Here is a 24608-nt window from a genome sequence, read left to right on the forward strand (position 1 = left end):
GCGCATGAGCGTCGACGTCGTGCGTCCAGGTGCGGCACGGCACTCGGCACTGCCGGACCTCGCCGTCAGCGTCATCGATGGCGCGGTCGAGTCACATGCAGCCGTGCCGACGCTACGCTTCACGCTCGAGGTCGAGAGCCGTTATCGCGTTCCGATTCGTACGGCAATGCTCGTGGCGCAGATTCGCATAGCCGCTCCGCGGCGTGGCTACGATCGCGACGAACAGTCTCGCCTGGCCGAACTCTTCGGCGGCGTCGAGCGCTGGGGCACGACACTGCGCAGCCTGTACTGGACGCACGCCACCTTCGTGCTGCCGCCTTTCGACGATCGCACGGGTGCCGCGCTGCTCGTACCCTGCACATATGACTTCGACGTCGTGGCGGCAAAGTATCTCCACGCCGTGCAGGACGGGCATATCCCGCTCGATTTCCTGTTCAGCGGCAGTCTCTTTTACCTCGATGATGAGGGACTGCTCAAGACATCGCGCGTGAGCTGGGAATTGGAGTCGGCCTATCGGCTGCCGGTGAAGGTGTGGAAGGAGCTGATCGATCAGTACTTCCCTCAGAGTGCGTGGCTGCGTCTGCGCCGCGATACGTTCGATCAGTTGTACTCGTTCAAGGCCGAACGCGCGATAACGACCTGGGAAGAGGCAATCGATTTCCTGCTCCGCACGGCGAAGCCGGGCAAGGCGTGACGATGGACGCGCTCTCCGATATCGCCCGTGCCGTCTTGTATGAGGGCTACATCCTGTGGCCGTACCGCCGCAGCGCGCTCAAGAATCGCCAGCGCTGGACCTTCGGCGGCATCTACCCGCGTCCCTTCTCGCTCGCAAGCGGTGGTGTCGATCGCGCGGAGGTGCGAGTCCAGTGCCTCGTCGAAACGACAGACGGTGCGCGCGTCGACGTTGCCGTACGCTTTCTCCAGGTCGTGGCGCGACGCACCCTTCGCGCAATCGATGACGGTTTCGTACCGGTCGACGAGATCACGGTCGAGCGCGACCGTATTCTCTCCTGGGACGAGGCGATGGAGCGAGAGGTCGCACTTGCGCTTTCACTCGACTCGCACCTGCCCTCGATCAGTACGCCGATCGAGCTCGAAGCCGGTGGTGCGCGCGAGGAGCTGCGCGACCAGCATGGCACGCTCGTCGGAGCGATCGAGCGGCGATGGGAGCGGCTCGAAGGTCTGATTAGACTCAAGGTGGAGGAGCTCGCGCCTGGATTGCAGCGTCTCACCGTCGAGGTCGCGAACACGACGGCCTTTGCCGGGCTCGAGCGAGAGTCAGCGATGCGCCGAACATTCGCATCGGCGCACGCAGCGCTGCGGATCGACCATGGACGCTTCGTCTCGCTGCTCGATCCACCCTCGCCACACGCCGACGCTGCGTCGGCGTGTCACAGCGAAGGGTTGTGGCCCGTGCTTGTCGGCGAAGACGGATCGCATGACGCGATGCTGGCGTCGCCGATCATTCTCTACGACTACCCGCACGTCGCGCCAGAGAGCCCTGGAGATTTCTTCGACGGTGGCGAGGTCGATCAATTGCTCATCCTCAATATCATGACGATGAGCGAGGAAGAGAGGGACGAGATGCGGGCGACAGACCCGAAGGCGCGGGAGATTCTCGAGCGGTGCGAGGCACTCTCGTCGGCCGACCTCGGCGCGCTGCACGGCGCGATTCGCTCGCTGCGAGAACTGCGGCGATGAGCGAGATCTGGCAGGAGCTGCGCCGCCCCGCGCCGGAATCGGTGACGCTCGGCGATCACACGCTGCGCGCCGGAAGCCGCGTGCGCCTGCATCCCCGCGCGCGGGGGGACATTCTCGATCAGATGCTCGCCGGCCGATCGGCGATCGTCGAAGGGCTCGACGAGAGTCTCGACGGCGTGATTCACGTCGCCGTCACCATCGAAGAGGATCCGGGCCGCGACCTCGGCGAGAGTCGATACCCCGGCCATCGATTCTTCTTCGCGCTCGACGAGATCGAGCCGCTCGATACAGCGCAAGCACTCAGGGCGCAGGCGCGCATCCTGGTTGCGGGGATCGGAAACATCTTCCTCGCCGACGACGGCTTCGGTGTCGCCGTCGCGCAGCGGCTTGCCGCGCTTCCTCGGCGTGCTGGCGTCGAGGTGCGTGATTTCGGCATACGCGGAATGGATCTCGCGTACGCCATGCAAAAGGACTACGACGCAGTCGTCTTCGTCGACGCCGCACCACGCGGGGAACCGGCAGGAACGCTTTCGGTGATTGACGCCAGCGCCGACCTCGAGGGTCCGCCGGCGATCGAGACGCATGGGATGGATCCCGTGCGGGTTCTCGCACTCGCTCGCGCGCTTGGACGCGTACCCGCGCGAGTACTCGTCGTCGCTTGCGAGCCGGAGCGCATCATCAGCCCCGAGCAATGGGACGAGATGGATGGCACCATGAGCGAGGCGGTGACTCGCTCGATACCAAGGGCCGTCGAACTTGTGCATTCAGTCATTGATCGGCTCGTTGACGAGCTGCGTCGAGACAACCACGCAGCGACCGCATAACACACTTGGAGAAAGGCCATGGCGAACAACCCGTCACATGAGACGCACTCCCTGCAGCATCAAGCAGACTCCAATGGTGGTCTCTCGCTCAAGCGCTTGATTCTGGTCGGCGTCGCGATCGGTGTCGCGGCGATGGCGGTGAAGCAGCTGCCGGATCTGCGGCGGTACCTCAAGATGAAGTCGATGTGAGCATCGGCAGCGCGTCGCCAACGGTATCCGAAGCGCCGGCGCAGCGCTCGGCCACGACGACCGCGAGCGACCCGCTCGCGTCGCAGGCGCAGCTACTGCTCGAGCGTCGCACGCGGCTCGTTAGGCCCTTCTTCGACGGCCAGGCAGGACGGCTCGCGCGCCTGTGTCATCGAATGGCCGAGCGGTTCGCGCGCGGCGGACGACTCATGGCGTTCGGTCACTCGCCGGCTGCGCTCTCCGACGTTCGCCATATCGCGGTCGAGTTCGTCCATCCGGTGATTGTCGGGAAGCGCGCCTTGCCGGCGATGGGGCTCATTGCCGCGAAGGGGCGATTGGAAGCGCAGCTCGCCCAGATCGCCGAACCAAGTGATATCGCCGTCGCATTTCCCGGCGCCTCACGGGACGCCTTCTTGGCCGCGGAATCGGACGAGACGCGCGCCGCCATCGCCTTTGCGCGCCAGCGAGGCTGCCTAACGGTCGCATTCACCGATGCCGGCGCCGAATGGGAGATCGAGCCGTCCGCGGACGATCCCTTCGTCGCTCAAGAGATCGTGGAGACGGTCTACCACGTGCTCTGGGAGCTCGTGCACGTCTTCTTCGAGCACAAGGGCTTACTCGCTGACGCGACGGGGGCCACGCATGACGCTGGCGCATCGAGCTTTCTCTATCCTTTTCTCGATCGACGAGAGACCGACCTCGAGCGCGTGCTCGAGGATGTTCGCCGGTCTGCAGTCATGAAAGCCGAGGAAATCACCAATCTTCGCATTCGCGCAATGAGCGAGGGCGACGCGACGCTCTGCTCGGCAGCTCGAGCGCTGCGGTCGGCGTTCGAGAATGGCGCTGGGCTTCTCGTCCTCGGCAACGGCGGCTCGGCGACAGACGCGATGGACGCCGCGGCGGATTATCGATTTCCGCCCCCAGGCTGGCGCGCTCGCAAGACGATCGACCTCACCGAAGACACGGCGATCATCACGGCAATCGCCAATGACATCGGCGCGGACGCGATCTTTCTTCGGCAGATCATCGCCTACGGCCGTCGCGGCGACGTCGCGATGGCGTTCACGACGAGCGGCAACTCACGCAACATCGTGCAGGCGCTGGAGGAAGCGCGACGCCGCGGTCTCGCGACGATCGCCTTCGTTGGGTACGATGGTGGCGAGATCATGACCCGAGATCTTGCCGATTACATCTTCGTCGTACCGTCGGAATACATTCCGCGCATCCAGGAAGCGCAGGCCACGGCGCACCACATTCTGCGCGAGCTCGTCGAGCTTGCCTAACGTCGCACGTTGATATCGATCACCTTGTGGATGGGAATGTCGAAGATGTCCTCGAGGGCGGTCTTCGCGGCGTGATAGCCGCACATGCCATGGACGCCCCCGCCAGGAGGTGTCGACGCTGAACAGAGGTAGAGTCCTTTGAAGGGCGTCCTGCACGGATGCCATCGCGCGACAGGCCGGAGAAAGAGTTGACGCAAGGTGTTCGCGCCTTCACCAATGTCGCCTCCGACGAGATTCGGATTCCGTGCTTCGAGATCCGCCGTTGTCATGACGTGTCGCGCGAGGACGCGCTCGCGAAAGCCCGGCGCGAAGCGTTCGATCTGCGCTTCGATGCGCGGCAGCATGTCGATGGTCGAACCGTTGGGCACGTGGCAGTATCCCCACAAAATGTGCGCCCCTGACGGCGCCCGCATTGTGTCGAAGAGCGTCGGCTGCGAGATGAGGACGGTCGGGCGTTCCGGATGCTCGCCGCGCGCGACTGCTGCCTCGTTCGCGGCCAGCTCGTCGATCGTTCCGCCAAGGTGCAGCGTCCCTGCCTGACGACATTCGTCCGCGCGCCACGGAACGGCATCGGCGAGCGCCCAGTCGACCTTGAAGACACCAGGGCCGTAGCGGAAACGACCCAGCGCCCGTTTGTACCGCGATGGAAGCCGACGCTCGGCAACCCGGAGTACTTGCCGCGGTGTGAGATCCAGAAGCACGACGCGAGCAGCGGGCAGTTCATCGAGCGATTTCACGAATGTGCCAGTCTCGACCTGACCCCCAAGTTTAGTGAAGTATGAACCGAGGGCAGAAGCAATGCAGCGCGCACCGCCGCGCGCTATCGGCCAGCCGACGCGGTGACCGGCCGCGGCAAGCATGAGGGCGATCGCCGCCGTGCCGGCGTGAGAGAAGGGTTGCAATGCGTGACCGGCGATACCCCCGATGAGGCCTCTCGCCTGACCTCCGGCGAAGCGATGCTCGACGAGCCGCTGCACGGACTGTCCGCCGCTCGCCGCAAATCGGGCGAGCAGCATCGGATGTTTCGGGATGTGGAGCGGCGCAAGCACGTCGATCGCGAGCTTCTGCCACGCGCGCGCTAATGGTCCGAGAAGTGATTCATAGGCGTCCGCATCGACGCCGAGTGAACGCCCCGTGACGCCGAGATCGCGGGCGAGCAGCGCTGGCGCGGCGTCGTCGAATGGATGCGCCAGCGCGATCGGCGGCTCGATAAACTCGAGGCCATGATCGGCGAGTGGCAGCGCCGCAAACAGTGGCGACGCGGCCGCGAGCGGATGCACGGCGGAACAGACGTCGTGCATGAAACCGGGCAGCGTAAGCTCCTCGGTGCGAGCGCCCCCGCCGATTCTTGGCGCGCCCTCGATGACAAGGACCGAGAGCCCCGCATGCGCGAGGACGATAGCTGCCGCGAGCCCGTTTGGTCCTGCCCCAACGACGATCGCGTCGTGAGCGCTCATGAGTCGACGTCCTTCCCGCGATTACTGCACGAATGGCCGAAGCGAGGGGCGTGCTCCGGCGCGATGTATGCGGAGTCATTGCAGCCTTCGAACGCTCTCCGCTCAGAGCGGGAGACTTCGCATTCGCTCAATTGATGCCTGCACTCTTCTCGCCCCGCGCGACTACTATCGCGCGAAGTGCGTTGGTGGGGTTGATCGCGCTTCCGATCGCAGTACCAGCGTTCGCGATGCTCTGGGTTCGTACACCCTGGGCGCGCGGCGAGCACGCGGCGATCGTGCAACCAATTCCGTTCGATCATCGCTTGCACGCGGGCCCATTGCGGATCGACTGCCGTTATTGCCACGCAGGCGCCGATCGCAGCGCGTCCGCCGGTCTGCCATCGACGCGACAGTGCGTGACCTGCCATACGCCGCTCTGGATGTCGAGCGCGCCGATGGCTCCCGTGCGACAGAGCATCGCCACTGGCCGCCCGATTCCGTGGCAGCGCGTAACGCAACTTCCTGACTTCGTCTACTTCGATCACTCGATTCACATCAGCAAGGGCGTTGGCTGTGAGACCTGCCACGGCCGCGTCGATCAGATGGCGCAGGTTCGTCAGGTCGCGCCGCTGACGATGACATGGTGCGTCGACTGTCATCGCGATCCGGGCCGCCGACTTCGTCCTGTGCGCGACGTCACCGTGATGGGATGGACGAGGCCGAGCGCGGTCGACTCGTTAGGTGTGGTGCTCCTCGCGCGGAACCACGTCCGATCGTTGGTCAATTGCTCGACCTGCCACCGTTAGCGTCCATGTCACGACACGACTCCCAAGCGGAATTTCCCGAAGGCGCCGCAACGCCGCTAGATGGTCTCTCCCGCCGCGATTTCGTCACGCTCCTTGGCGCGAGCGTCGCGCTCGCCGGACTGAGTGGATGCGTCCGCGCTCCGGATCGCGAGATCCTCCCGTACGTCGAAGCGCCAGGTGACGTTGTTCCCGGGAAGCCGCTGCATTACGCGACGTCGATGACGATCGACGGCTATGCGACTGGATTGATCGTCGAGAGCCATGAAGGACGGCCGACAAAAGTCGAGGGCAATCCGGATCATCCGGCGAGTCTCGGTGCCGCCGGCATTCTCGAGCAAGCATCGGTGCTACAGCTCTACGATCCACATCGTGCAAGAGTACCGCGCGCGGGCCGCCGTCGCGCAACGCTCGATGCCGCTCGGGCCGCGCTGGCACCAGCAGCGCTCTCGCGACGCATCGGCGCACGCGGGGCCGGACTGCATGTCTTGCTCGAACCAACCGGTTCGCCCCTCGTCGCCGAGTTGATCGCACGTGTACGCGCGCAATATCCCGACGCCGCGGTGTCGTTTTATGCGCCGCTCGCGAGCGCCGCACCGCTCGAAGCCGCACGCACGCTTTTCCGCGCAGCGCTCGTTCCCCAGTACGACTTCAGCAAGGCCGACGTCGTCGTTTCACTCAGCGCTGACTTCCTCGCCGCAGGTCCATTTCGCCTCCGACACGCGGCGGACTTCGCGACGCGGCGCTCGCATGCGCCTGCCGCGAGGTTATACGTCGCCGAGACACAACCGTCCCCGACCAGTACCCTCGCCGACCGTCGTATCGCGCTCGCGCCCAGCCTGATTGGGCGGGCCGCGACGGCACTCTTCGACGCGGTCGCGGCAGCTTCCGGCGACAATGGTTCGTCGTTAGGCTCCGCGACACCTGATCTACCACCAGCGGCCCGCGCCTGGGTCGAAGCGGTCGCCCGGGACCTCGCCGCCAACCGCGGCCGCTCGATCGTCATCGCGGGGCCGGAGCAGGCGGCCGCAGTGCACACCATCACGTATGTGCTCAACAGCGCGCTTGGAAACGTCGGGCAGACGACGTGGTTCACGGCGTCACCGCTCATCGAACCGGGAGAGCCGAGCCACGACCTCGGGATGATCGCCGCAAAGATACAGACGAATACGGACACGCTCGTTATCCTCGACGTCAATGTGTGCTATGGTGCGCCGGCCGACCTGGATCTCGAGCGCCGCATCCGTTCCGTGCCTAACGCGTTTTACCTGGGTGCCTATGACGACGAGACGGCGCGGTCGAGCGCATGGCACGTACCCGCGTCTCACTATCTCGAGCTTTGGGGCGATGCGCGCGCGTACGACGGCACCGTCTCGCTCGTTCAACCTCTCATCGCGCCGCTATATGAGAGCCTGAGCACTGCCGAAGTCCTCGCTGCGCTCGCCGGACTTGGAGTCGCGAACGTGCATGATCTGTTGACACAGAGTGACGCCGCTCGCGGGGGCGCCGCGTGGGAGGACGTATTGCGTCGAGGAGTGATCCCGGGTTCCGAGTTGCCGCGCGTTATACCGGCGGCGCCAATGGCCGCCGCAACCGATGCGCTGCGATCGATCGCGAGTACGGCGGCCGCCGATTCCATCGATATCGCCTTCGTGCGGAGTGCCACCGTGCACGATGGGCGCTTCGCGAATAATGTGTGGCTCCAGGAGCTCCCGGATCCGATCACGAAGCTCACGTGGGACAACGCCGCCCTGGTGTCGCCGGCATTCGCCGCCTCCGCCCACATCGGCACCGGTGACGTCATTAGGCTCACGCTGGACGCGCGCTCGATTGAAGTGCCCGCGCTCGTCGTCGTCGGACACGCCGACGGTGCCGTTTCACTTCCAATCGGTTACGGTCGCTCGGGTGCCGAGGCAGCTGCTCGTGGCGTCGGCGTCAATGCCAATGTGCTCCGCACGGTACGCGAGCCGTTCGCCGCGACGGGCCTTCGCCTAACGTTCACGGGTCGTCAACGAGCGCTCGCGACCACACAATCGCACTGGGACATCGAGGGCCGCTCGAAGGAGATCCTTGCTGGGGGCGAGCCGTTCGACGTCCCGGACAGCGTGCGATCGGGCAACCACCGCCGGCCGCTGACGCTGTACGAGCCGAACGCGCCGTCGTCGACGGGCTTCGGTGCGGACCAGTGGGCGATGACGATCGATCTCGATCTCTGTACGGGGTGCAGCGCCTGCGTCGTCGCGTGCCAGGCGGAGAACAACGTGCCCACCGTCGGGAGAAAGGGCGTGCTCGAGAGCCGGGAAATGCACTGGTTGCGCATCGACCGATACGTCGATGAGGCGTCGCCGGATCGCGTTGAGACGCAGCCGATGCTCTGTCAGCATTGTGAGAAGGCACCGTGTGAGTACGTCTGCCCGGTGAATGCGACCGTTCACAGCGATGACGGCCTGAACGAGATGGTCTATAATCGCTGCGTCGGCACGCGCTTCTGCTCGAATAACTGCCCGTACAAAGTTCGTCGATTCAATTGGTTCGACTACAACGACGAGCTCGCGGAAACGGTCCGCATGGCGAAGAACCCGTCGGTCACCGTTAGGCAGCGCGGCGTGATGGAGAAGTGCACGTTCTGTGTGCAGCGTATCCGTCGTGCGCAGATTGACGCCGAGGAGGCAGGCGAGCCGCGTACAGGTCCCGTGGTAACCGCGTGCCAGCAAGCCTGCCCGACGCACGCGATCGTATTCGGCTCGCTCACCGATCCGACGAGCGACGTCGTACGACTTGCGCGGGACCCGCGTGCCTTCAGCGCGCTCGAGGACCTGGGCACTGTCCCGCGCGTGCGCTACCTCCGTCGCCGGAACGACGGCAACGAGCGTCGTGAGGCAGAGAATGCGCGCTGACGCGTCGGCGGCCGCCCGCATTCGCGACGACGAAGAAGCCCAGCGCGCTCTCGAGCCGCATCCCGTCCTCCACGAGCTGCTGGACGACGGCACGCTCTCCACACGCCTCCTTGCGAGCAGCTGGACGGCAAAGCCACGATGGTGGCCGCTGTTCGCGATATCGGGAGCGCTCACGCTGCTGTTCATCGTCGGAATTGTCGAGACGTTCATGCGCGGCATCGGTGCCTGGGGAAACAACATTCCCGTCGCGTGGGCCTACGGTATCGTCAACTTCGTCTGGTGGATCGGGATCGGCCACGCCGGGACGTTCATCTCGGCGTTTCTGCTGTTGCTGAACCAGCACTGGCGCGCGTCGATCAATCGCATTGCCGAGGCGATGACGCTGTTCGCGCTGGTGAATGCATCGCTCTTCCCGGTGCTCCACCTTGGTCGCCCCTGGTTCTTCTACTGGCTGATTCCGTATCCGGCCACGATGGGTGTCTGGCCGAATTTCAAGAGCTCTCTGCCGTGGGACGTCGCCGCCATCTCGACCTACTTCACGGTCTCACTGCTCTTCTGGTATCTCGGTCTCGTGCCCGATCTCGCCGCGGCGAGAGATCGCGCCCCCGGCCGGCTGCGTCGACAGCTATACGGCATCTTCGCGCTCGGCTGGCGTGGGCGCGCGAGCGAGTGGCGTCACTATCGCGTCGCATACACGCTACTTGCTGGCCTCGCGACGCCGCTCGTGATCTCCGTGCACAGCATCGTGAGTCTCGACTTCTCGATCACGCAGCTTCCCGGCTGGCACTCGACGATCTTTCCACCGTACTTCGTCGTCGGCGCGATCTACTCGGGATTCGCGATGGTGTTGATGCTCATGCTGCCCATCAGGCGCGCATTCGGACTCCAAGACATCATCACGACGCAACATCTCGACAATCTCGGTAAGCTGCTGCTCGTCACCGGATCGATGGTCGCGTACGCGTACATATGCGAAGCCTTCATTGCGTGGTATAGCGGCGACCCGTTCGAGCGTTATGCAATGCTCATCGCGCGCCCGCTCGGGCCGTACGCGATCCTCTTCTGGGTGATGATCGCGGCGAACGTCGTCACGCCGCAGTTCTTCTGGTCGTCACGGGTTCGCTCGAGCCCCTTTGCGCTCTTTGTCGCTGGGGCTGCAATCTGGGTCGGCATGTGGATCGAGCGCTTCGTCATCATCGTCGGCTCGCTGAGTCGGGATTTCCTGCCATCGAGTTGGCACAACTATGCGCCCACGTGGGTCGATTGGAGTTTGCTCATCGGGAGCGTCGGACTGTTCTCTTTGCTGTTTCTGACCTTCCTCCGCTGGGTGCCCTTCATCCCACTCAGCGAGGTGAAGAAACTGCGCTATGAGTTGTCGCGCAGCCATGCCATCATTCCGAGCGAAGGGTGACATCGACATGAGCCGCGACATTCGACTCCTCGCCGAATTTGCGAACGCGACGGACTTGCTCCACGCCATCGAGGCACTGCGGCGCGAGAAGTATCACGACCTCGAGACGTACGCCCCGTTCGACATCCCGGAGCTGGATGAGCCACTCGGCCTCTCACGTTCCCGACTTGGCTGGCTCGCGCTTACCGCCGGCAGCATCGGCCTGATTGCGAGCTACGGCATTCAGTGGTGGGCGAACGTCCATTCGTATCCACTGAACGTTGGCGGCCGGCCACAGCACGCCGTCCCGGCATTTCTGCTCGCGACGTTCGAAGGCACCGTTCTCGCCGCATCGCTCGGTGTGTTCTTCGGCGTGCTTCTGGTGTTGCGACTGCCGCGCCTCTGGTCGATCGAGGACGACGTCGAGGACTTTCAGCGTGCATCGATCGATCGCTTCTGGATCGCGATGCGCACATTTGCGAGTGAGCGCGATCGCGCGCACGCCGAGGGACTGCTCCGGGACGCGGGCGCACTCCGGACCATCACGCGCCTCGGACCGCAGTGGGCGTCACTCGTTAGGCCACTCGGTCTCCTAATCGCGCTCGTGATCGGCGCGAACGGGTGCTCCGACCGCATGGGCAGCGGCTTCGACTGGAAGCGTATGCGCACGCAGCCGCGATATACGCCCTTCGGCGCGAGCGCATTCTTCCCCGATGGAAAAGCAATGCGCTCCCCTCCAGCCGGGACGATTCCACGAGAGGCCCAGATGGCCCGGAACATGGCGACGGATTCGGTCGCTCTGCGGCGAGGCGCCAATCGCTTTGCCATCTATTGTGCCGTGTGCCACGGCGAGCGCGGCGACAGCGCCGGCGTCGTCGGCGACAACATGCAGCCGAAGAAACCGCCGTCGCTCCTCGACCCAGCGATTCGCGGGCTCACGGCTGAGCAGTTGTACAAGGTGATCACCGACGGCTTTGGCTACATGCCGTCGTATGCGGCCGAGTTGTCCGCGCCGGACCGATGGGCAATAGTCGCGTACGTTGGCTTGCTCCAGTCACGGCCGTTGGGCGCTGACTCTTCACGACTGTCTTCGCGATGAATCGCATCGCGACCATCGCGGCGATAACGGGCTTCGTTGGCCTCGTGTTATTCGTCATCGGCGTCGTGCTCGAGCCACGACAAGCGCTGACGTCGTACGTCTTCGCCTATGCCGCCATGTCAACCGTGGTGCTCGGAGCGCTCATTCAGGTGATGATGAGCAATGTCACCGGCGCACGGTGGTTCACCGTGATGCGTCGCATCACGCTCCATGTCACGGGTGCAATGCCCGCGCTCGTGATACTCGCGATACCGCTCTTTGCGGGCGCGGCGATTATTTATTCCTGGACGTCGCCCTCCATGCTGCCAGCGGCAACGCGAGCGATCGTCGACCGGAAGGTTGCGTGGCTCAACATGCCCTTTTTCATCGTACGCGGCGTGGTCTATCTCGGCGTCTGGCTCGCGGTCGCGGAGATTCTGCGAGGTCGATCCCTGAGACGTGACGAGACGCGCGGCCTTGCCGCCGCGAGCGAGACGCAGCGGTTGCGGCGCTTCAGTGCCGGCGGATTGGTCGCCGTGGGCCTGACGCTGACCTTTGCGTCGTTCGACTGGCTGATGTCGCTCGAGCCGACCTGGTACTCGACGGTCTACGGTGTGTACGTCTTTGCCGGAGGTTTCGTCTCCGCACTCGGTCTCATCGCGATCCTCGCGCGGATCTCCTCTCGCGCCGGCGTTGCACTCGATGGTGTCGTGACGCCAGAGCACTTCGGCGCACTCGGAAAGTTGCTGCTGACCTTCGTCATCTTCTGGGCGTACATCGCCTTTTCGCAGTTTCTCATCATCTGGATCGGCGACGTACCGCTCGATGCATCGTGGTACCTGACACGAACGTCGGGGAGCTGGGGCACGCTCGCGCTGATCGTCGTCATCGGCCAGTTCGCGCTGCCGTTCGTGCTGCTCCTGCCACGAGCACCCAAGCGCCGGCCGCGATTCCTCGCCGCGATTGGGTGGCTGCTGCTCGCCACGCACGTTCTCGACAGCTACTGGCTCGTCCTTCCCGCGCTGCACCCGTTAGGCATGGCGCCGAGCTGGCTCGACGTGGCGGCGCTGCTGATGGTCGGCGGGTTGACAGCTGCTGCCGCCGTCTGGCGCGCCCGCGGCCAGTCGCTCTTGCCACTGGGCGATCCGTACGTTGCACGCGCGATGCAATATGTCGAACCTTGAGCAAGGCACGCTAATTACCCGTCTTCTTGGCGAGTACGATTTGTTCGCGGCCGTATGCGGGCCGCGCACCGCTGAAATCTGACAACTCCTCCTCGATGGCGAAACCGCTCAATTCGAGCAGATGCCGCATCTCGTACCGATAGATCCAGCGCAGTTCGAGATGCTCCTCCTCGTCACGCACGACATTGCCGTTCTCCGCAGTCTCACGGAATCGCCATCGCTCGGCGAGCCGCTGCTGCACGTGGTCATTCACGCGCTCGAGGACATCGATGCTCACCGTATGGCCCGTGAGCGGATTGCGATAGGGCGCGAACTGGCGCTGCGGCAGGAAGCGCTCCTCAGTCAGGAGGTTCAAGCGTGGATCGAAGATATCGACGATCAGGCGACCTTGCGGTTTCAGGTGACGGTAGATGCAGCCTAACGAGGACCGCTGCTCCTCGACAGTCAAGAGCGCCTGAAACGCTCGGGCAGGGATGATCGTGAGCGCAAAGTGTCCGGGGAGCGAGAAGTTGGCCATGTCACCGGACAGAAACCGTGCGCGCGCGGCTACGTCCTTTGGTTCGCCGGCGCGCTTGCCCTCCGCCCGCTCGAGCATTGCCAGCGACAGATCGATCCCGACAATGTCGACGCCGGCACGAGCAATCGGCCAGCTCACGCGTCCCGTTCCACACGCGAGCTCGAGCACGGGCGCGCCACTCTCCTTCGCGCGCGCGATCCAGAAATCGATCTCGCCAGGAAAGCCGAACGTGCGGGCGTCGTAGGTCTCGACATTGAGACCTCCGTCGGAATAGAAGGCTTTAATCATAAAACAACGGGTTAGGGTCTAGAGGTATAGGGCTAGGGAGGTTCCAGGAATTGTGTCCCTAGCGCCTATACCCCTAGCCCCTCGTCGCTCCGGCAAAGCCGGCGATGACTTCCGGCGTCGCCGTATCGAATCCGACAACGTCGAGCATTCCTGAATCGTTAGGGTCTGCAATGCTGAACCCGTTCGACGTCATGCCAACCACAACTAGCTTGGCGGGAATGCCCATTTGCTCGCGGTAGTCGCGCAGCGCCTGCGCCGGATGAATGCTCCCGGCCCAGGTCTCGCTGTCGGTGTAGATCACGAACACGTCCACCTCCCAGCGGTGCTTCAGCGCCTCCACCATCGGGAGGGCGCAGTCCGTTCCGCCGAACGGCAACGCTTCCGTCATCCGCACGACGTCATCCAACCGCTGCCGCGGCGAGATCACGACAGGCGTTAGGCCAGTATTGTAGCCAAATGCCGAGTGCAGCGAGGGATACTGACCATTCGTAAATGCGACAACCAGATGATTTGGCTCGTTCGCCGCCGTCACGAGTGCCATCGCCGCCGAGGCCGCGCGACACGACAGAAACGGCATCCCGTGCACCGGTGTCACCATCGAGCCCGAAACGTCCAGCGCAAGCATGACGCGCTTGCCTGTCGACGTCGCGTTCTCGAAGGCCAGGTAAAAGGCGCCATCCAGCACGTCCACCACCTGGCTCACCGGACTCCAGATCCCAGTGCCGCGTCCCCCGTGCCCGCCTGCATACGTCTTGAGCGCGGCAAGCAGCGACAGCGGATGCACGCGCGCCCGGCGGATCGCGGTGCGCTCGCTCAGCCGCGCCACGACCATCCGTACGGCATCGCTGCCCGGCACGAGCAATCCAACTTTGCTCATGACGCCGAGGTTCCGCACGAGAGCGGTGAGGGGCATCCGGTCCAGCAATGCCTCCCACACGACGGCGTGCCGGAGCAGCTCCGTCGGCACCATTTCGCGCGTCAACCGATAGATCCGGATGACTCGCGCCGCGTCGTTAGGTGCCATGTGACGCAACGCCTGCACCGCCTCGATCCGCTCCATGAACTCGAGGTCGGCGCCGCCCTTGAGCTGGATTACCCCCTCCCATCCCTTCACCGCGTAGCGGAAGAGCAGCTCGTGCGTCACCGTTAGAGCCTTCGGGTGGGCAAGACGCAGCGCGTCGCGATGCGCCCACCCGTCCCGCGTCTGGTACTTCAACAGCTGATACGCGAGGTCCGACGGCGCTTGACGAGTATACCAGCGCGCCACGGCGTTCCGTACGCCACGTCCCCAACCACGGAACGCCTTGACGTACTCGAGCCAGTGGAACAAGTGCATTCCCGTCCGTGCAACTGCGGGCAACGCGGTGAGCGCGAGCGCACGCGTGACGTCGTTACCAAGTCCAGCCGCCATCGCGAGGACGAACAACGCCGGATCGTTCTTCGGCGCGCGTCCCAACTGACTGATCTCGACCACACGGCTCACGACGCGCGGACCATTCTCGGCAATGCACTCGACGACGCCGCGCGCATTCTCCTGTGTGAGCGCGCGCTCGGCGATGTAATACGTGCCGCCCTCGGTACCGAGAATCAGGAACCGGTCGAGTCGCGCCCACTTGTCGACGGCCCACGCGTATCCGCCGGCCGAGTTGGGGACCTGGGCGCTATTGGGAATCGGTTCCGCCTGCGGCGTCACGAGACGCCGGAGGCGAGTCGCGAAGTGCTTGGAAAGATGCTGCATGAGGCGCCTCCGTTGGTTGATGGTTGAATTGGAAGAGGAGTTAGGGGCGTGGGGCTAGGGCGCCTAACGGGCGCCGATTTGGCGGACCCTAGCTTCTATTCCCCAGCCCTAATTCCTCTGCTTGACGTCGCCGTCGATTCACCTGGTAGGATTCGAACCTACGACCTCCCGATTATCAGTCGATAATCCTCACGAATCGGCCCGCCAGAGCGGACAAGTATTGAGCGAGGCATGGCGCTCTAGCCTCTGAGCTACAGGTGCATCGTCGGACGTGTCGTGCTCACAAGCGGATAAGTATTCGCGCTTGGTTGCCCTAACGACTGGGCTATCTCGATGAGAGGTTGATAACCGATAACCAAGCAGCCTCGACCCGCGATTGAGCACATATGTGCCAGTTCTTGCTGCCAGCCGGCGAATGCGCGTGCTTCGCTCCGGGAGTCGCGTTCCTGAGCTCGACGACACGCACCACCGGCTGGCAGTTTAGATCATGTGGAACAGCAAATTGCTTTCGTTCCCCGGACCATCACTTGTCAAACAGCGTCGAACACATGCAAAACGCCCCACCTGCGCTCAGTGCAGGTGGGGCGAGAGCTCTCGTTCCCCGATCCGGTTCGGATACGCAGCGCTTACTGAGCGCGCCCTCCTTTGCCGGAACCTGCACCGATTTGGCACTCGAGCTCGTCGCCGTACGTGACGGCGCCGATGCGCGACGGACTACGGTCGCTAAACGCGACCATCGTCGCGCCGCGCTGCCACAGTTCCGTTGGTGAGTGTTTGAGCTCGGGTGAAATCATGTTCGTTTGGTTGATCCTATTCTCCGAAAAAAGGAAAGTCGCGTCCGATGATCCGCCCGGCGCACAACGCGCTTCGGGGCTGAGTGGCCACCACCGATCGCTCGGCGGTGAGTACTCGGGAACATCGGGACGCGACTCCCAGGGGAACCGAGTCTATTCGTGTTTGGTGGGTCTGTCAAGGCCAACGTAAATCGGAGCGGACGCGCTCAACGGATGCCCACTTGTCCCTTCACCGACGCAATCAACTTCGCCGAGTCGTAACCGACACCATCCTTGAACACCGTTGTCACCTTCCGAATCGTCGACGGATCAGCCGCGAGATCACCATTCAGCACAACGAGATCCGCCGCCTTCCCCGTCTCGAGCGAACCGGTCTTTCCGTACACGCCGAGGATCTTTGCACCATTCGCGGACATGATCTGCACCGCCTGTGCCGGCGTGAACCCCGCCTCGATGAACAATTCGTAATTCCGCTGATCACCAAATCCAGGTAGTGCGCCACCAAATCCCGTCGGATCGACGCCGGCCGCGAGCATTCCACCCGCGTCCACGAACTCTTTTTCGAAGGCCATCTGATTCTTCAGCATCTCCGACGTGAACGTCCACGTCGACGACGTATCGATGAACGAGCGAACGTTGAGATACGCAGTCTTCACTTCCGGCGCCATCGCGTCCAGCGTACGCTCGTCGCTCACCGGCCTATTCTTGAAGAAGGGCTCGAACACCGCGAGCGTCGACGTCATCGGCACTTTGTGGTCGACCATCTTCTTGATCGTTAGGTGCGCCGTCTCACCCGAGGCGTTTGCCATGCCAACGCGAGTCATGCTGTTCGCCGGACACATGTCCGGCTTTTTCTGCGGATCGAAATCCGTATTGGTCATGAAGCCGTGCTCGAGGTTGTCGATCCCGAGGTCGACCGCTTCCTGAAAAGACACCGAGCAGAGATGCCCGGTGACTTTGAGGCCGCGCTTGTGTGCTTCGTCGATCGCCGCTTTGAGATCGGCGCGCTTGATGTCGGTGTATGCCTTGATCCACGTCGCGCCTTCCTGCGCCCAGTAGGAGACGAACCGTCGCGCCGCCTCCGGCGACGCGACGACCGCCATGCCGCCCCCGCCGTTCGCGCCAGTGATGTACGGCGCGGTGAGGACGATGTGCGGGCCGGGAATCTGTCCCACGTCAACGGCGTGCTTGGTATCGATGTCGGCGTATGGCGCCAGGGAGCCCGTTGTGCGGATCGTCGTCACGCCGGAACCGAGATACAATCGCGGTCCGCTGTAGCCTAACGACACCTCACGACCGCCGGCCGCGGTGTAGAAGAGATGATCGTGCATTCCGATCAGCCCCGGGATGACCGTCTGGCCGGAGAGATCGATCGTGCGCGCACCTTGCGGCACCGTCACACTCGACGCGGCGCCGACCGCGGCGATCTTCTCGCCGCGAATGACGATCGTCTGATGCGGCTTCGCCGCGGCGCCCGTCCCATCGATGACGGTGACGTTCGTCAGCGCGACGACCGGTTCGCTCACCGTCACGAAGTCTCGAGTCGTCTTCGACATCGAGCTCACTGACTGGGCCGCGCTGTTGGTAGCGAGCAAGGCAACCGCGATCACCGAGAGTGCTCTCTTCATGTGTTGCCCCCTTAAAGGTTGGTTGTCAGTTCACCGTAAATCCCATCATCATGCCCGCCGACAGATGCTCGGCGATGTGACAGTGTAGCATCCACCGGCCGGGGTTCGATAGATCCACGAGCAGGTCGACCGTCGATCCCGCAGGAATGAGCGCCGTGTCCTTCCACACGAGATCATCGTTACGCACTCCGTTCACCGCAAGCACGAGGAATCGTTGCCCGTGGAGATGGATCGGGTGCTGCATCGCGTGCATCGACCGGCGTTCGTTCGCGAGGTGCAGCTTGACCACGTCGCCGCGATGAAAGGTCCAATCGATGTCCATGTTCTCCTTGCCCGTGTCGGGATCGCGCAGCACCCACCGGACCTCGTCGCTACTCGACGCCCAATTCATCGTCGGCATCGTTCCCGTCCACTCGACGGGGACGAAGTATGCCGAATCGAGCAGCATCAGCTGACGGCTCACGAACGGCAGGTCGTGCGCTTCGATCGTGAGCAGGAGAGAATGATCCACCGGTTTGTCGAAGTAGCGTCGGTATCGCGCGATGTCGGCCGTTGCCGCAGTGTCCGTTCGCAGCTGCCGGAATGCCGCGGCGAGATCGGGCTTCGCCGGCACCTTCTCGACGTGGATCACGCCGAGCGTGTCGGTCTCGTAGAAGAACTTGCTGAAGAGGTGATCGAGTCCCTGGACCCGGTTCACCAGTGCGACGTCGCCGGTTTTGTCGAAACGCACGTGAACGATGTATCGCTCCGCCGGCGCGATGACGACGCTCTCCACCCACTGCTCGTGCTCGTAGTTCCCGGCGTCACTGCCAACGAGTTTCATCTTCGCGCCGGGAAACGACAGATTGAGCGTTCGCGTATTCGAGACGTTCGTGAACAGAAAGCGAACCACTTCGCCGCACTTCGCGGCCATTCGCCAATCCGGCTCGCCATTCACGAGAAACAGACTCCCGAAGCGGCCCATGAAGGCGTGTGTCGTCTGATCCTTGCCGAAGGGAACCAGCTGACCATCCTCTCCGACGAGAAGGTCGTCGAGAATTAGTGTTTCCTCACGATTCGCCGGCCCGAAGTAGTCTCGCCGCGGCGAGTGCACGAACAAATTGCCGTAGAGGCCGAGCTCCTGCTGCGTGTCCTCGCGGACGTGAGGATGGTACCAGTAGATGCCGGCGTCGGGAAAATGCACGTGGTACGTGAAGTGTCCGCCGGGCGGCACGGCCTCCTGGGTGAATCTCGGTACGCCATCGAAGCGATTGTCGAGACGGACCCCATGCCAATGAATCGACGTCGGCTGGTCGAGCGCGTTCTCGAGCTGCACGACAACGGTGGCCGCCTGCGGCACCGAGATCAACGGACCTGGATACTGGCCATTGAAGCCGAACATCGTCACGCGATGTCCCTTGAGGGTGCGGGTCACCATGCCAGCCGTTAGGCGGAGTGTATCCCCATCGGCAAGACGAACCACCTGGTACGGGCGCGCCTCGGTAGGGGCGGCGCCGCCCGCCCCCCGGGGAAGGTACGGCGCGACAGTCGGCCTGAGCGCCATCTCGCCAGGGAGCATCGTGAGATTGGGAGGCATCGGTACGGTCGTCCAGCGTACCGAGTCGCCGGCCGATTGCATGCTCACCTCGTGGTTCATGTGCTCCATCGGCTCGCTGTCCTTGCCGGCTGGCACGGCCGCGGCACCAATCGCGAAGCGCATGAGATCGGGCGGCTGAAGACGCGAGCTCGGTGATTCACCGCGAAGCACGATGCGTCCTCCAGGTTCTTTGACCATCGCCGAGCGCTCGGCCGTGACGAGCACGACGAATTTGTCGAGCGCAATCTCCGGCAGCTTCGTGTCGCCATTCTTGACCGCGCCGAGCCTAACGACCGGGTACATGACGGGCGTGGCGAGCCAGGCGACGTACGTCGTGTATCGCCCAAGGCTCGACGGCTCGGGCAGGCCGGCGATCCGAATCGTTGCCGCATAACGAATCCGGCCGTCGGCGGTGACTGCGATCGTGAATGGCCCGGGCAGTCGCCCGAGCTCGACGCGGCCGCTCACGCCCACGAAGTCCGGACTCGCCACCAGCGAGAGGCAATACAGATCGCGACTCGGCACGAGGGCGCCCGCCGGCGCGGGGTCGCACAAGGATCGTTGCGCTGACAGCGAACCGATCGGCGCGAGCCAGAATGTCAGCCCGAAAAGCGCAGCGACAATTGCCGAACCGGAAGCGTACATCATGCCTACAAGTAAACGTTGATCTCACGCAGCCGTGAGCCCTATTTGAGCACCGAACCACGAGCGAGGTGTCCATGTTCGCAGCGGTGAGCCGTGCCCTGATGTTGACCACCGTCGGTTCTCTCGCCGCGCTCGCGCAGGCGACGCATCTGGCATTTCCGGTACCCTTGCCCGACGTGGCAGTGGCGAGTGACGTGCGGTTCGGCACCGTCGGCGGCGTCCCACTGATGATGGATGTCTATCAACGCCCGCGCGAGGCGGGCAAGCTCCGGGCTGCTCTCGTCTTCTTCAATCGCGCGAGCGGCGCCCCGGATCGGCAATCGCCCCTTTATGTCGGATGGGCGCGCAGCGCGGCGTCACGTGATCTTGCCGGCATCGTGCCGGATCTGCGGAGCGGAAGTGAAGCGCGGGATTTTGAGGCATTGATCGAATATCTGACACGTCACGGCGGCGACATCGGCGTCGACACGGCGGCGATCGCGGTCTACGCCGCATCGGGCAACGTCGCCACCGCATTTCCACTCCTCGAGGACCCGCGACAGACTGCGATCAAGGCGGCCGTCATCTACTATGGAACGGCGCCGATCACGACCTTCCGCCGCGATCTTCCGGTCCTGTACGTGCGTGCCGGCCTCGATAGGCCTAACGTCAACGAGGAGATCCTGACGCTCGCGTCGCGTGCGATCACGCAAAATGCGCCCGTGACTTTGCTCAATCACGCGACGGGCTATCATGGCTTCGAGCTGTTCAACGACGACGACGCGACGCACGACGTGATTTCGCGAACGCTCACGTTCGTCGTTCATGCAACCTGGGCCGGCTATCGGTCGGCGCTCGCGCTAGGCTTGCCCGAGGCCGCCGCCGCCGGAACCATGGAGACGGGTGACTACCATGATGCCGCATCGCTCTACGCGAACTTGGTTCGCAACCGTCGCGACGACGCACGGCTCCGCCTCGCATACGGCGAAGCGCTGCTCGCAGATCATCAATTCGCCACCGCGTGCACGCTGCTCGACTCTCTCAAGGGCAAGAGCCTCGGCGCTCGCGACCTCGCCGTTCCCGCGTCGCGCGCGTGCGCACAAGCGGGCAAGGGCGACGCGGCAATCGCCTGGATCGCAAGCATCCCCGAGCAATTTCGCCCGATGAGTCTCGCGAGCGATCCCGCGTTTGCCGCTATTCAAGCGCGCAGCGACTTTCGCGCTCTCTTTCCTCGGCGATAGTTGGAGGCCCCGCAGATTTTCCTAACACCGCTCGAACCTTCTATTGCAAGAACGCTGAACAATTTGGAACGCAATCCGGACGACTGGGATTTGTTAGGGTTGGCGCGGGGACCAGGCCGCGCCGAGCGAGGCCAAGCGGGCTCAACGCCGAACGAGGTGGCCCGGTGGATGGCCGGCCTTAACGTCGCGTTGCGCACCTCATCGTCTTGCCAGTCGTCGGAACCTGCGTCATAATCGGCGCTCCACAGCGGTCCTGAGCCTAACGCTGGCTCAGAGCCCGCTGCTTCCATGTACTCCGCTCGTCAGGAGGATCGATGTCGAGGCAAGCTCGCGCCCTGTGGCATCTTATCCCGGTCTCGCTCGCCCTGGTGTTGCTCGCGACGCCGGTGACTGCACAGACCCCCGGGAGAATCATCGGCCAGGTCACGGATTCGACCGGCCAACAACCGCTCGCTGGTGCCGAAGTCGTGATCCTCGGCGACGGCGGCACGACGCTGCACGGCGCGCGCACCGACGCCGCCGGCCGATTCGTGATGGCGAACGTGGCACTCGGCGAGCACCGCCTTCGCGCTCGATTCGTCGGCTACGCCCCAAAGGAGCAGAGCTTGACGGTTCGGGACGGTCAGACCGCGACGATCGACTTTGCGCTCATGCCACGATCGTTGCAGCTCGATCAGATCGTCATCACCGGAACCGGAGGAAGCGTTCAGAAGCGCGCCGTCGGCAACGTCATCGAATCGATCGCGGCGCCCGACGTGCTGCAGGTCGCACCCGCGCGCACCGTCGACCAGCTCGTCGGCGAGCGCACGCCTGGGGTCATCGTCCTGCCCTCGTCGGGTCAGGTTGGGACCGGAGCACAAATTCGTGTGCGCGGCGCGAGCAGCCTCGCGTTGAGCAATGATCCGATCGTCTACATCGACGGCGTGCGCATGAACAGCGATGCGGCGCAGGGTCCGGTGCAGCGTGGCGGCGGCGGCGCGAGTCGCATCAACGACATCGACCCAGAGAACATCGAGAGCATCGAGATCATCAAGGGACCGGCCGCGGCGACGCTCTACGGCACCGAAGCATCGAACGGCGTCGTCCAGATCATCACAAAGCGCGGACGCGCTGGCCAAGCGCACTGGGACTTTTCGACGCGGCAAGGCACGAATTGGATGCAGAATCCAGCTGGCCGCGCCGGATACCTCTATGGCAAGCTCCCTGCGAACGCGACGGTTCCCTGCTCGGGGACGACGTGCGAGGTCTTCAACTCGACCTGCGTCGGCGCGCCCTGCCAAATCGTTGGCTTTAATCTTTATCAATACGATGTCGCTGCCGGCAACAAGCCGATCTTCCAGGATGGCCGGAATCAGGGATACATCGCGAGCCTGAATGGCGGCACTGATGCGAACCGCTACTATCTCTCCGGCGCATACGATGATGACGTCGGTATCGTCTCCTGGAACTGGGACAAGAAGTTCAACGGCCGCGCGAATGTCGACGTTCAGGCGAACGACAAGCTGCGGCTGCAGGGCAGCGTCGGCTATATCCGCGACCGCACGCGGCTGGCGCAGCAGGCGATTGACATCGATCCGTTTAGCAATCTCGTATGGGGAACTCCGCTCACGGCGAATAAAGCGAATCGCGGTTTCGGCTTCTCGCCGCCACAGGAATGGCCGACGACGGAAAGCCACGCCGATAACGACCGCACGACGGCGAGCCTCACCGCGACCTTCAATCCGTTCTCCTGGTTCTCGAACCGCTTCACCACGGGGATCGATGTCAACGCCGAGAACAACTGGATGCTCTATCCCCGCCAGCCGTTGGGTAATCAGGATCCACTCCTCGCGAACGGCCTTGGCAACAAGAACGTGACGCGGACGTCGCAAAACTTCCTCACGCTCGACTATGCGGGCTCGGCCAAGTACAATTTTCGCGATTGGGTAGACCTCACGACCTCGGTCGGTCTCCAACACTATCGCGCGGAGACGAGCTCGATCCGGGCCAACGCGAACACGTTCGCGGCGCCACCACTCACAACCATCAGCAGCGGCGCCTCGACGAGCGGTACGGAGACGTATCTCGCCAACGCGACCGTCGGCATGTATGTGCAGGAACAGGCGGCGTACAAGAATCGCCTCTTCCTCGTCGCGGCTCTACGCGGCGACGACAACAGCACCTTCGGCAAGGACTTCAAGGCCGCGTACTATCCGAAGGTCAGCGGCTCGTGGGTCATGAGCGAGGAGCCGTGGTTCCACCTCCGCGGGATTCAGGATCTCCGACTTCGTGCCGCGTTAGGCGCCGCTGGCGCACAGCCCGGCACGTTCGACGCTTCCCGCCTGTACGACCCGATCGTCGGCTATCAGGATAATCCTGGTCTCGTACCTGGATCCGTCGGTAATCCGCAGCTCCGGCCCGAACGCAGTCGCGAGCTCGAGCTGGGCTTCGAGACGACTGTTCTCAACGGCCGAGCGGATCTTTCGTATACTCACTTCGCGCGGAAAATCACCGACGCGATCGTCAACGTCCCGGTGCCACCGTCGCAGGGATTTCCCGGTAACCAGGTCGTGAACATCGGCCGTGTCGCCGGCTGGGGCGACGAGCTGGCAGCGAGCGCACGCATCTTCCAAGGCCGCCGGGTCACCTGGGAGCTCGGCACGCAGCTCGCCAACAACGGCAGCCGTATTGAGGACATGGGTGATTCACAGTTCCTCACCGTCGGCGGCGGCGGCCAGGCGCAGAATCGCGTTGGCTTCGGAATCGCCGACTTCTTCCTGTACAAGGTTCGCTCGGTGACACTCGACCCAACGGGAAAGGTCCTCACCGCGATATGCGACGGTGGCACGGGCACGGGTGGCCTCCTGCAGGGGGGACCTGACGTCGCGTGCTCGCAAGCGCCTCGGGTGTACTGGGGCCACTCGCAGCCGACGTGGCAGGCGGGCTTCAACACGACGGTGACGCTGTACCAGAACCTCCGCCTGTACGCACGCGTCGATGGCAATGGTGGGTTCCTCCAGTCGGACACGGAGATTCGCGCGCTGCACAACCAGGGCTCGACTTTAGGAGTCATCGAACAGAACGATCCATTGCTTCAGGAGTATCGTCAGATCGAGGCCGACGCACCGGGTACGTACAAGGCGGGCTTCCTGCGACTGCGCGAGCTCTCGGCGACGTACACTGTGCCGGCGCGACTCGTGAGTCGGGTGGGCGCGACGGGTGCGTCGATCAGCCTCGCGGGACGCAACCTCGCGATGCTCTGGACAGCGCAGCAAGGCTGGAACACGTCGCGCGACGGCGAAGTCTACGTCGACGTCGATAATCAGCACGTGTGGGACCCTGAGATCCGCGCCATTGGCCAACTCTCGAACGGCTACCAGACCATTCTTCCGCCGACGGCGAGCTTCACGACTACGCTTCGGCTTACCTTCTGATCGCGGA

Annotated in this window: 18 protein-coding genes and 1 tRNA gene; 12 read left to right on the forward strand and 7 right to left on the reverse strand. The window is 63.8% G+C overall.

The genetic code is table 11. The annotated features are described in order from the left end of the window. Window positions 1-4 precede the first annotated feature (4 nt). Genes VGH98_22375 through VGH98_22395 form a run of 5 tightly spaced genes read left to right on the forward strand, consistent with a single transcriptional unit; the run spans window position 5 to window position 3994 of the window. Window positions 5-694 carry a DUF6084 family protein gene (locus VGH98_22375; GenBank protein HEY2378745.1) on the forward strand — a complete coding sequence of 230 codons (690 nt, stop codon included), beginning with the start codon at window positions 5-7 and terminating at the stop codon, window positions 692-694. Next, window positions 691-1701, forward strand: a complete 1011-nt coding sequence (locus tag VGH98_22380; protein HEY2378746.1) for a hypothetical protein — start codon at window positions 691-693, stop codon at window positions 1699-1701. The genes VGH98_22375 and VGH98_22380 overlap by 4 nt, the downstream gene beginning before the upstream one ends. Next, window positions 1698-2525, forward strand: a complete 828-nt coding sequence (locus tag VGH98_22385; protein ID HEY2378747.1) for a hydrogenase maturation protease — start codon at window positions 1698-1700, stop codon at window positions 2523-2525. Before VGH98_22380 ends, VGH98_22385 begins: the two co-directional genes overlap by 4 nt. An 18-nt stretch (window positions 2526-2543) precedes the next feature. Then, on the forward strand, window positions 2544-2714 hold the full coding sequence (locus tag VGH98_22390; protein HEY2378748.1) for a hypothetical protein: 171 nt from the start codon (window positions 2544-2546) through the stop codon (window positions 2712-2714). Continuing rightward, window positions 2711-3994, forward strand: coding sequence for an SIS domain-containing protein (locus VGH98_22395; GenBank protein ID HEY2378749.1), 1284 nt, complete (start codon window positions 2711-2713; stop codon window positions 3992-3994). Before VGH98_22390 ends, VGH98_22395 begins: the two co-directional genes overlap by 4 nt. On the opposite strand, the gene VGH98_22400 is transcribed toward VGH98_22395, so the two are convergent. Next, window positions 3991-5451 (reverse strand): NAD(P)/FAD-dependent oxidoreductase, encoded by a 1461-nt coding sequence (locus VGH98_22400; GenBank protein HEY2378750.1) that lies wholly within the window; start codon window positions 5449-5451, stop codon window positions 3991-3993. The two genes, VGH98_22395 and VGH98_22400, sit on opposite strands and share 4 nt — an antisense overlap. A 134-nt stretch (window positions 5452-5585) precedes the next feature. On the opposite strand from VGH98_22400, the gene VGH98_22405 reads away from it, so the two are divergent. The 5 genes from VGH98_22405 to VGH98_22425 are packed head-to-tail and all read left to right on the forward strand — an operon-like array spanning window position 5586 to window position 12782. After that, entirely contained in the window at window positions 5586-6236 is a 651-nt protein-coding gene (locus VGH98_22405) for a cytochrome c3 family protein (protein HEY2378751.1), read from the forward strand. A gap of 5 nt (window positions 6237-6241) precedes the next feature. Beyond that, window positions 6242-9130 carry a 4Fe-4S dicluster domain-containing protein gene (locus tag VGH98_22410; GenBank protein HEY2378752.1) on the forward strand — a complete coding sequence of 963 codons (2889 nt, stop codon included), beginning with the start codon at window positions 6242-6244 and terminating at the stop codon, window positions 9128-9130. Continuing rightward, window positions 9120-10541, forward strand: a complete 1422-nt coding sequence (nrfD, locus tag VGH98_22415; protein HEY2378753.1) for an NrfD/PsrC family molybdoenzyme membrane anchor subunit — start codon at window positions 9120-9122, stop codon at window positions 10539-10541. Before VGH98_22410 ends, nrfD begins: the two co-directional genes overlap by 11 nt. Continuing rightward, a complete protein-coding gene (locus VGH98_22420) occupies window positions 10516-11619 on the forward strand; it encodes a quinol:electron acceptor oxidoreductase subunit ActD (protein ID HEY2378754.1) in 1104 nt (367 codons plus the stop codon). Before nrfD ends, VGH98_22420 begins: the two co-directional genes overlap by 26 nt. After that, window positions 11616-12782: a hypothetical protein gene (locus VGH98_22425; protein ID HEY2378755.1), complete on the forward strand. Its 1167-nt coding sequence runs from the start codon at window positions 11616-11618 to the stop codon at window positions 12780-12782. The genes VGH98_22420 and VGH98_22425 overlap by 4 nt, the downstream gene beginning before the upstream one ends. A 10-nt stretch (window positions 12783-12792) precedes the next feature. Here VGH98_22425 and VGH98_22430 read toward each other — a convergent pair whose 3' ends face one another. The 6 genes from VGH98_22430 to VGH98_22455 form a co-directional block, all read right to left on the reverse strand. After that, a complete protein-coding gene (locus VGH98_22430; protein HEY2378756.1) occupies window positions 12793-13587 on the reverse strand; it encodes a class I SAM-dependent methyltransferase in 795 nt (264 codons plus the stop codon). A 73-nt stretch (window positions 13588-13660) separates the two neighbouring features. After that, entirely contained in the window at window positions 13661-15325 is a 1665-nt protein-coding gene (locus VGH98_22435) for a TROVE domain-containing protein (GenBank protein HEY2378757.1), read from the reverse strand. Window positions 15326-15462: 137 nt separating this feature from the next. Continuing rightward, window positions 15463-15585, reverse strand: a tRNA-Ile gene (locus tag VGH98_22440). Window positions 15586-15951: 366 nt separating this feature from the next. After that, window positions 15952-16119: a hypothetical protein gene (locus tag VGH98_22445; protein ID HEY2378758.1), complete on the reverse strand. Its 168-nt coding sequence runs from the start codon at window positions 16117-16119 to the stop codon at window positions 15952-15954. A 206-nt stretch (window positions 16120-16325) separates the two neighbouring features. Continuing rightward, a complete protein-coding gene (locus tag VGH98_22450; protein ID HEY2378759.1) occupies window positions 16326-17747 on the reverse strand; it encodes an amidohydrolase family protein in 1422 nt (473 codons plus the stop codon). A 25-nt stretch (window positions 17748-17772) separates the two neighbouring features. Next, the gene (locus VGH98_22455; protein ID HEY2378760.1) at window positions 17773-19971 is read right to left on the reverse strand and encodes a multicopper oxidase family protein; all 2199 of its coding nucleotides are present in this window, start codon (window positions 19969-19971) and stop codon (window positions 17773-17775) included. A 65-nt stretch (window positions 19972-20036) separates the two neighbouring features. On the opposite strand from VGH98_22455, the gene VGH98_22460 reads away from it, so the two are divergent. Beyond that, on the forward strand, window positions 20037-21188 hold the full coding sequence (locus VGH98_22460) for a hypothetical protein (protein ID HEY2378761.1): 1152 nt from the start codon (window positions 20037-20039) through the stop codon (window positions 21186-21188). 314 nt (window positions 21189-21502) lie between these two features. Beyond that, window positions 21503-24601 (forward strand): SusC/RagA family TonB-linked outer membrane protein, encoded by a 3099-nt coding sequence (locus tag VGH98_22465; protein HEY2378762.1) that lies wholly within the window; start codon window positions 21503-21505, stop codon window positions 24599-24601. Window positions 24602-24608: the final 7 nt, after the last annotated feature.

The sequence above is a fragment of the Gemmatimonadaceae bacterium genome, assembly GCA_036496605.1.
GTDB lineage: Bacteria > Gemmatimonadota > Gemmatimonadetes > Gemmatimonadales > Gemmatimonadaceae > AG2.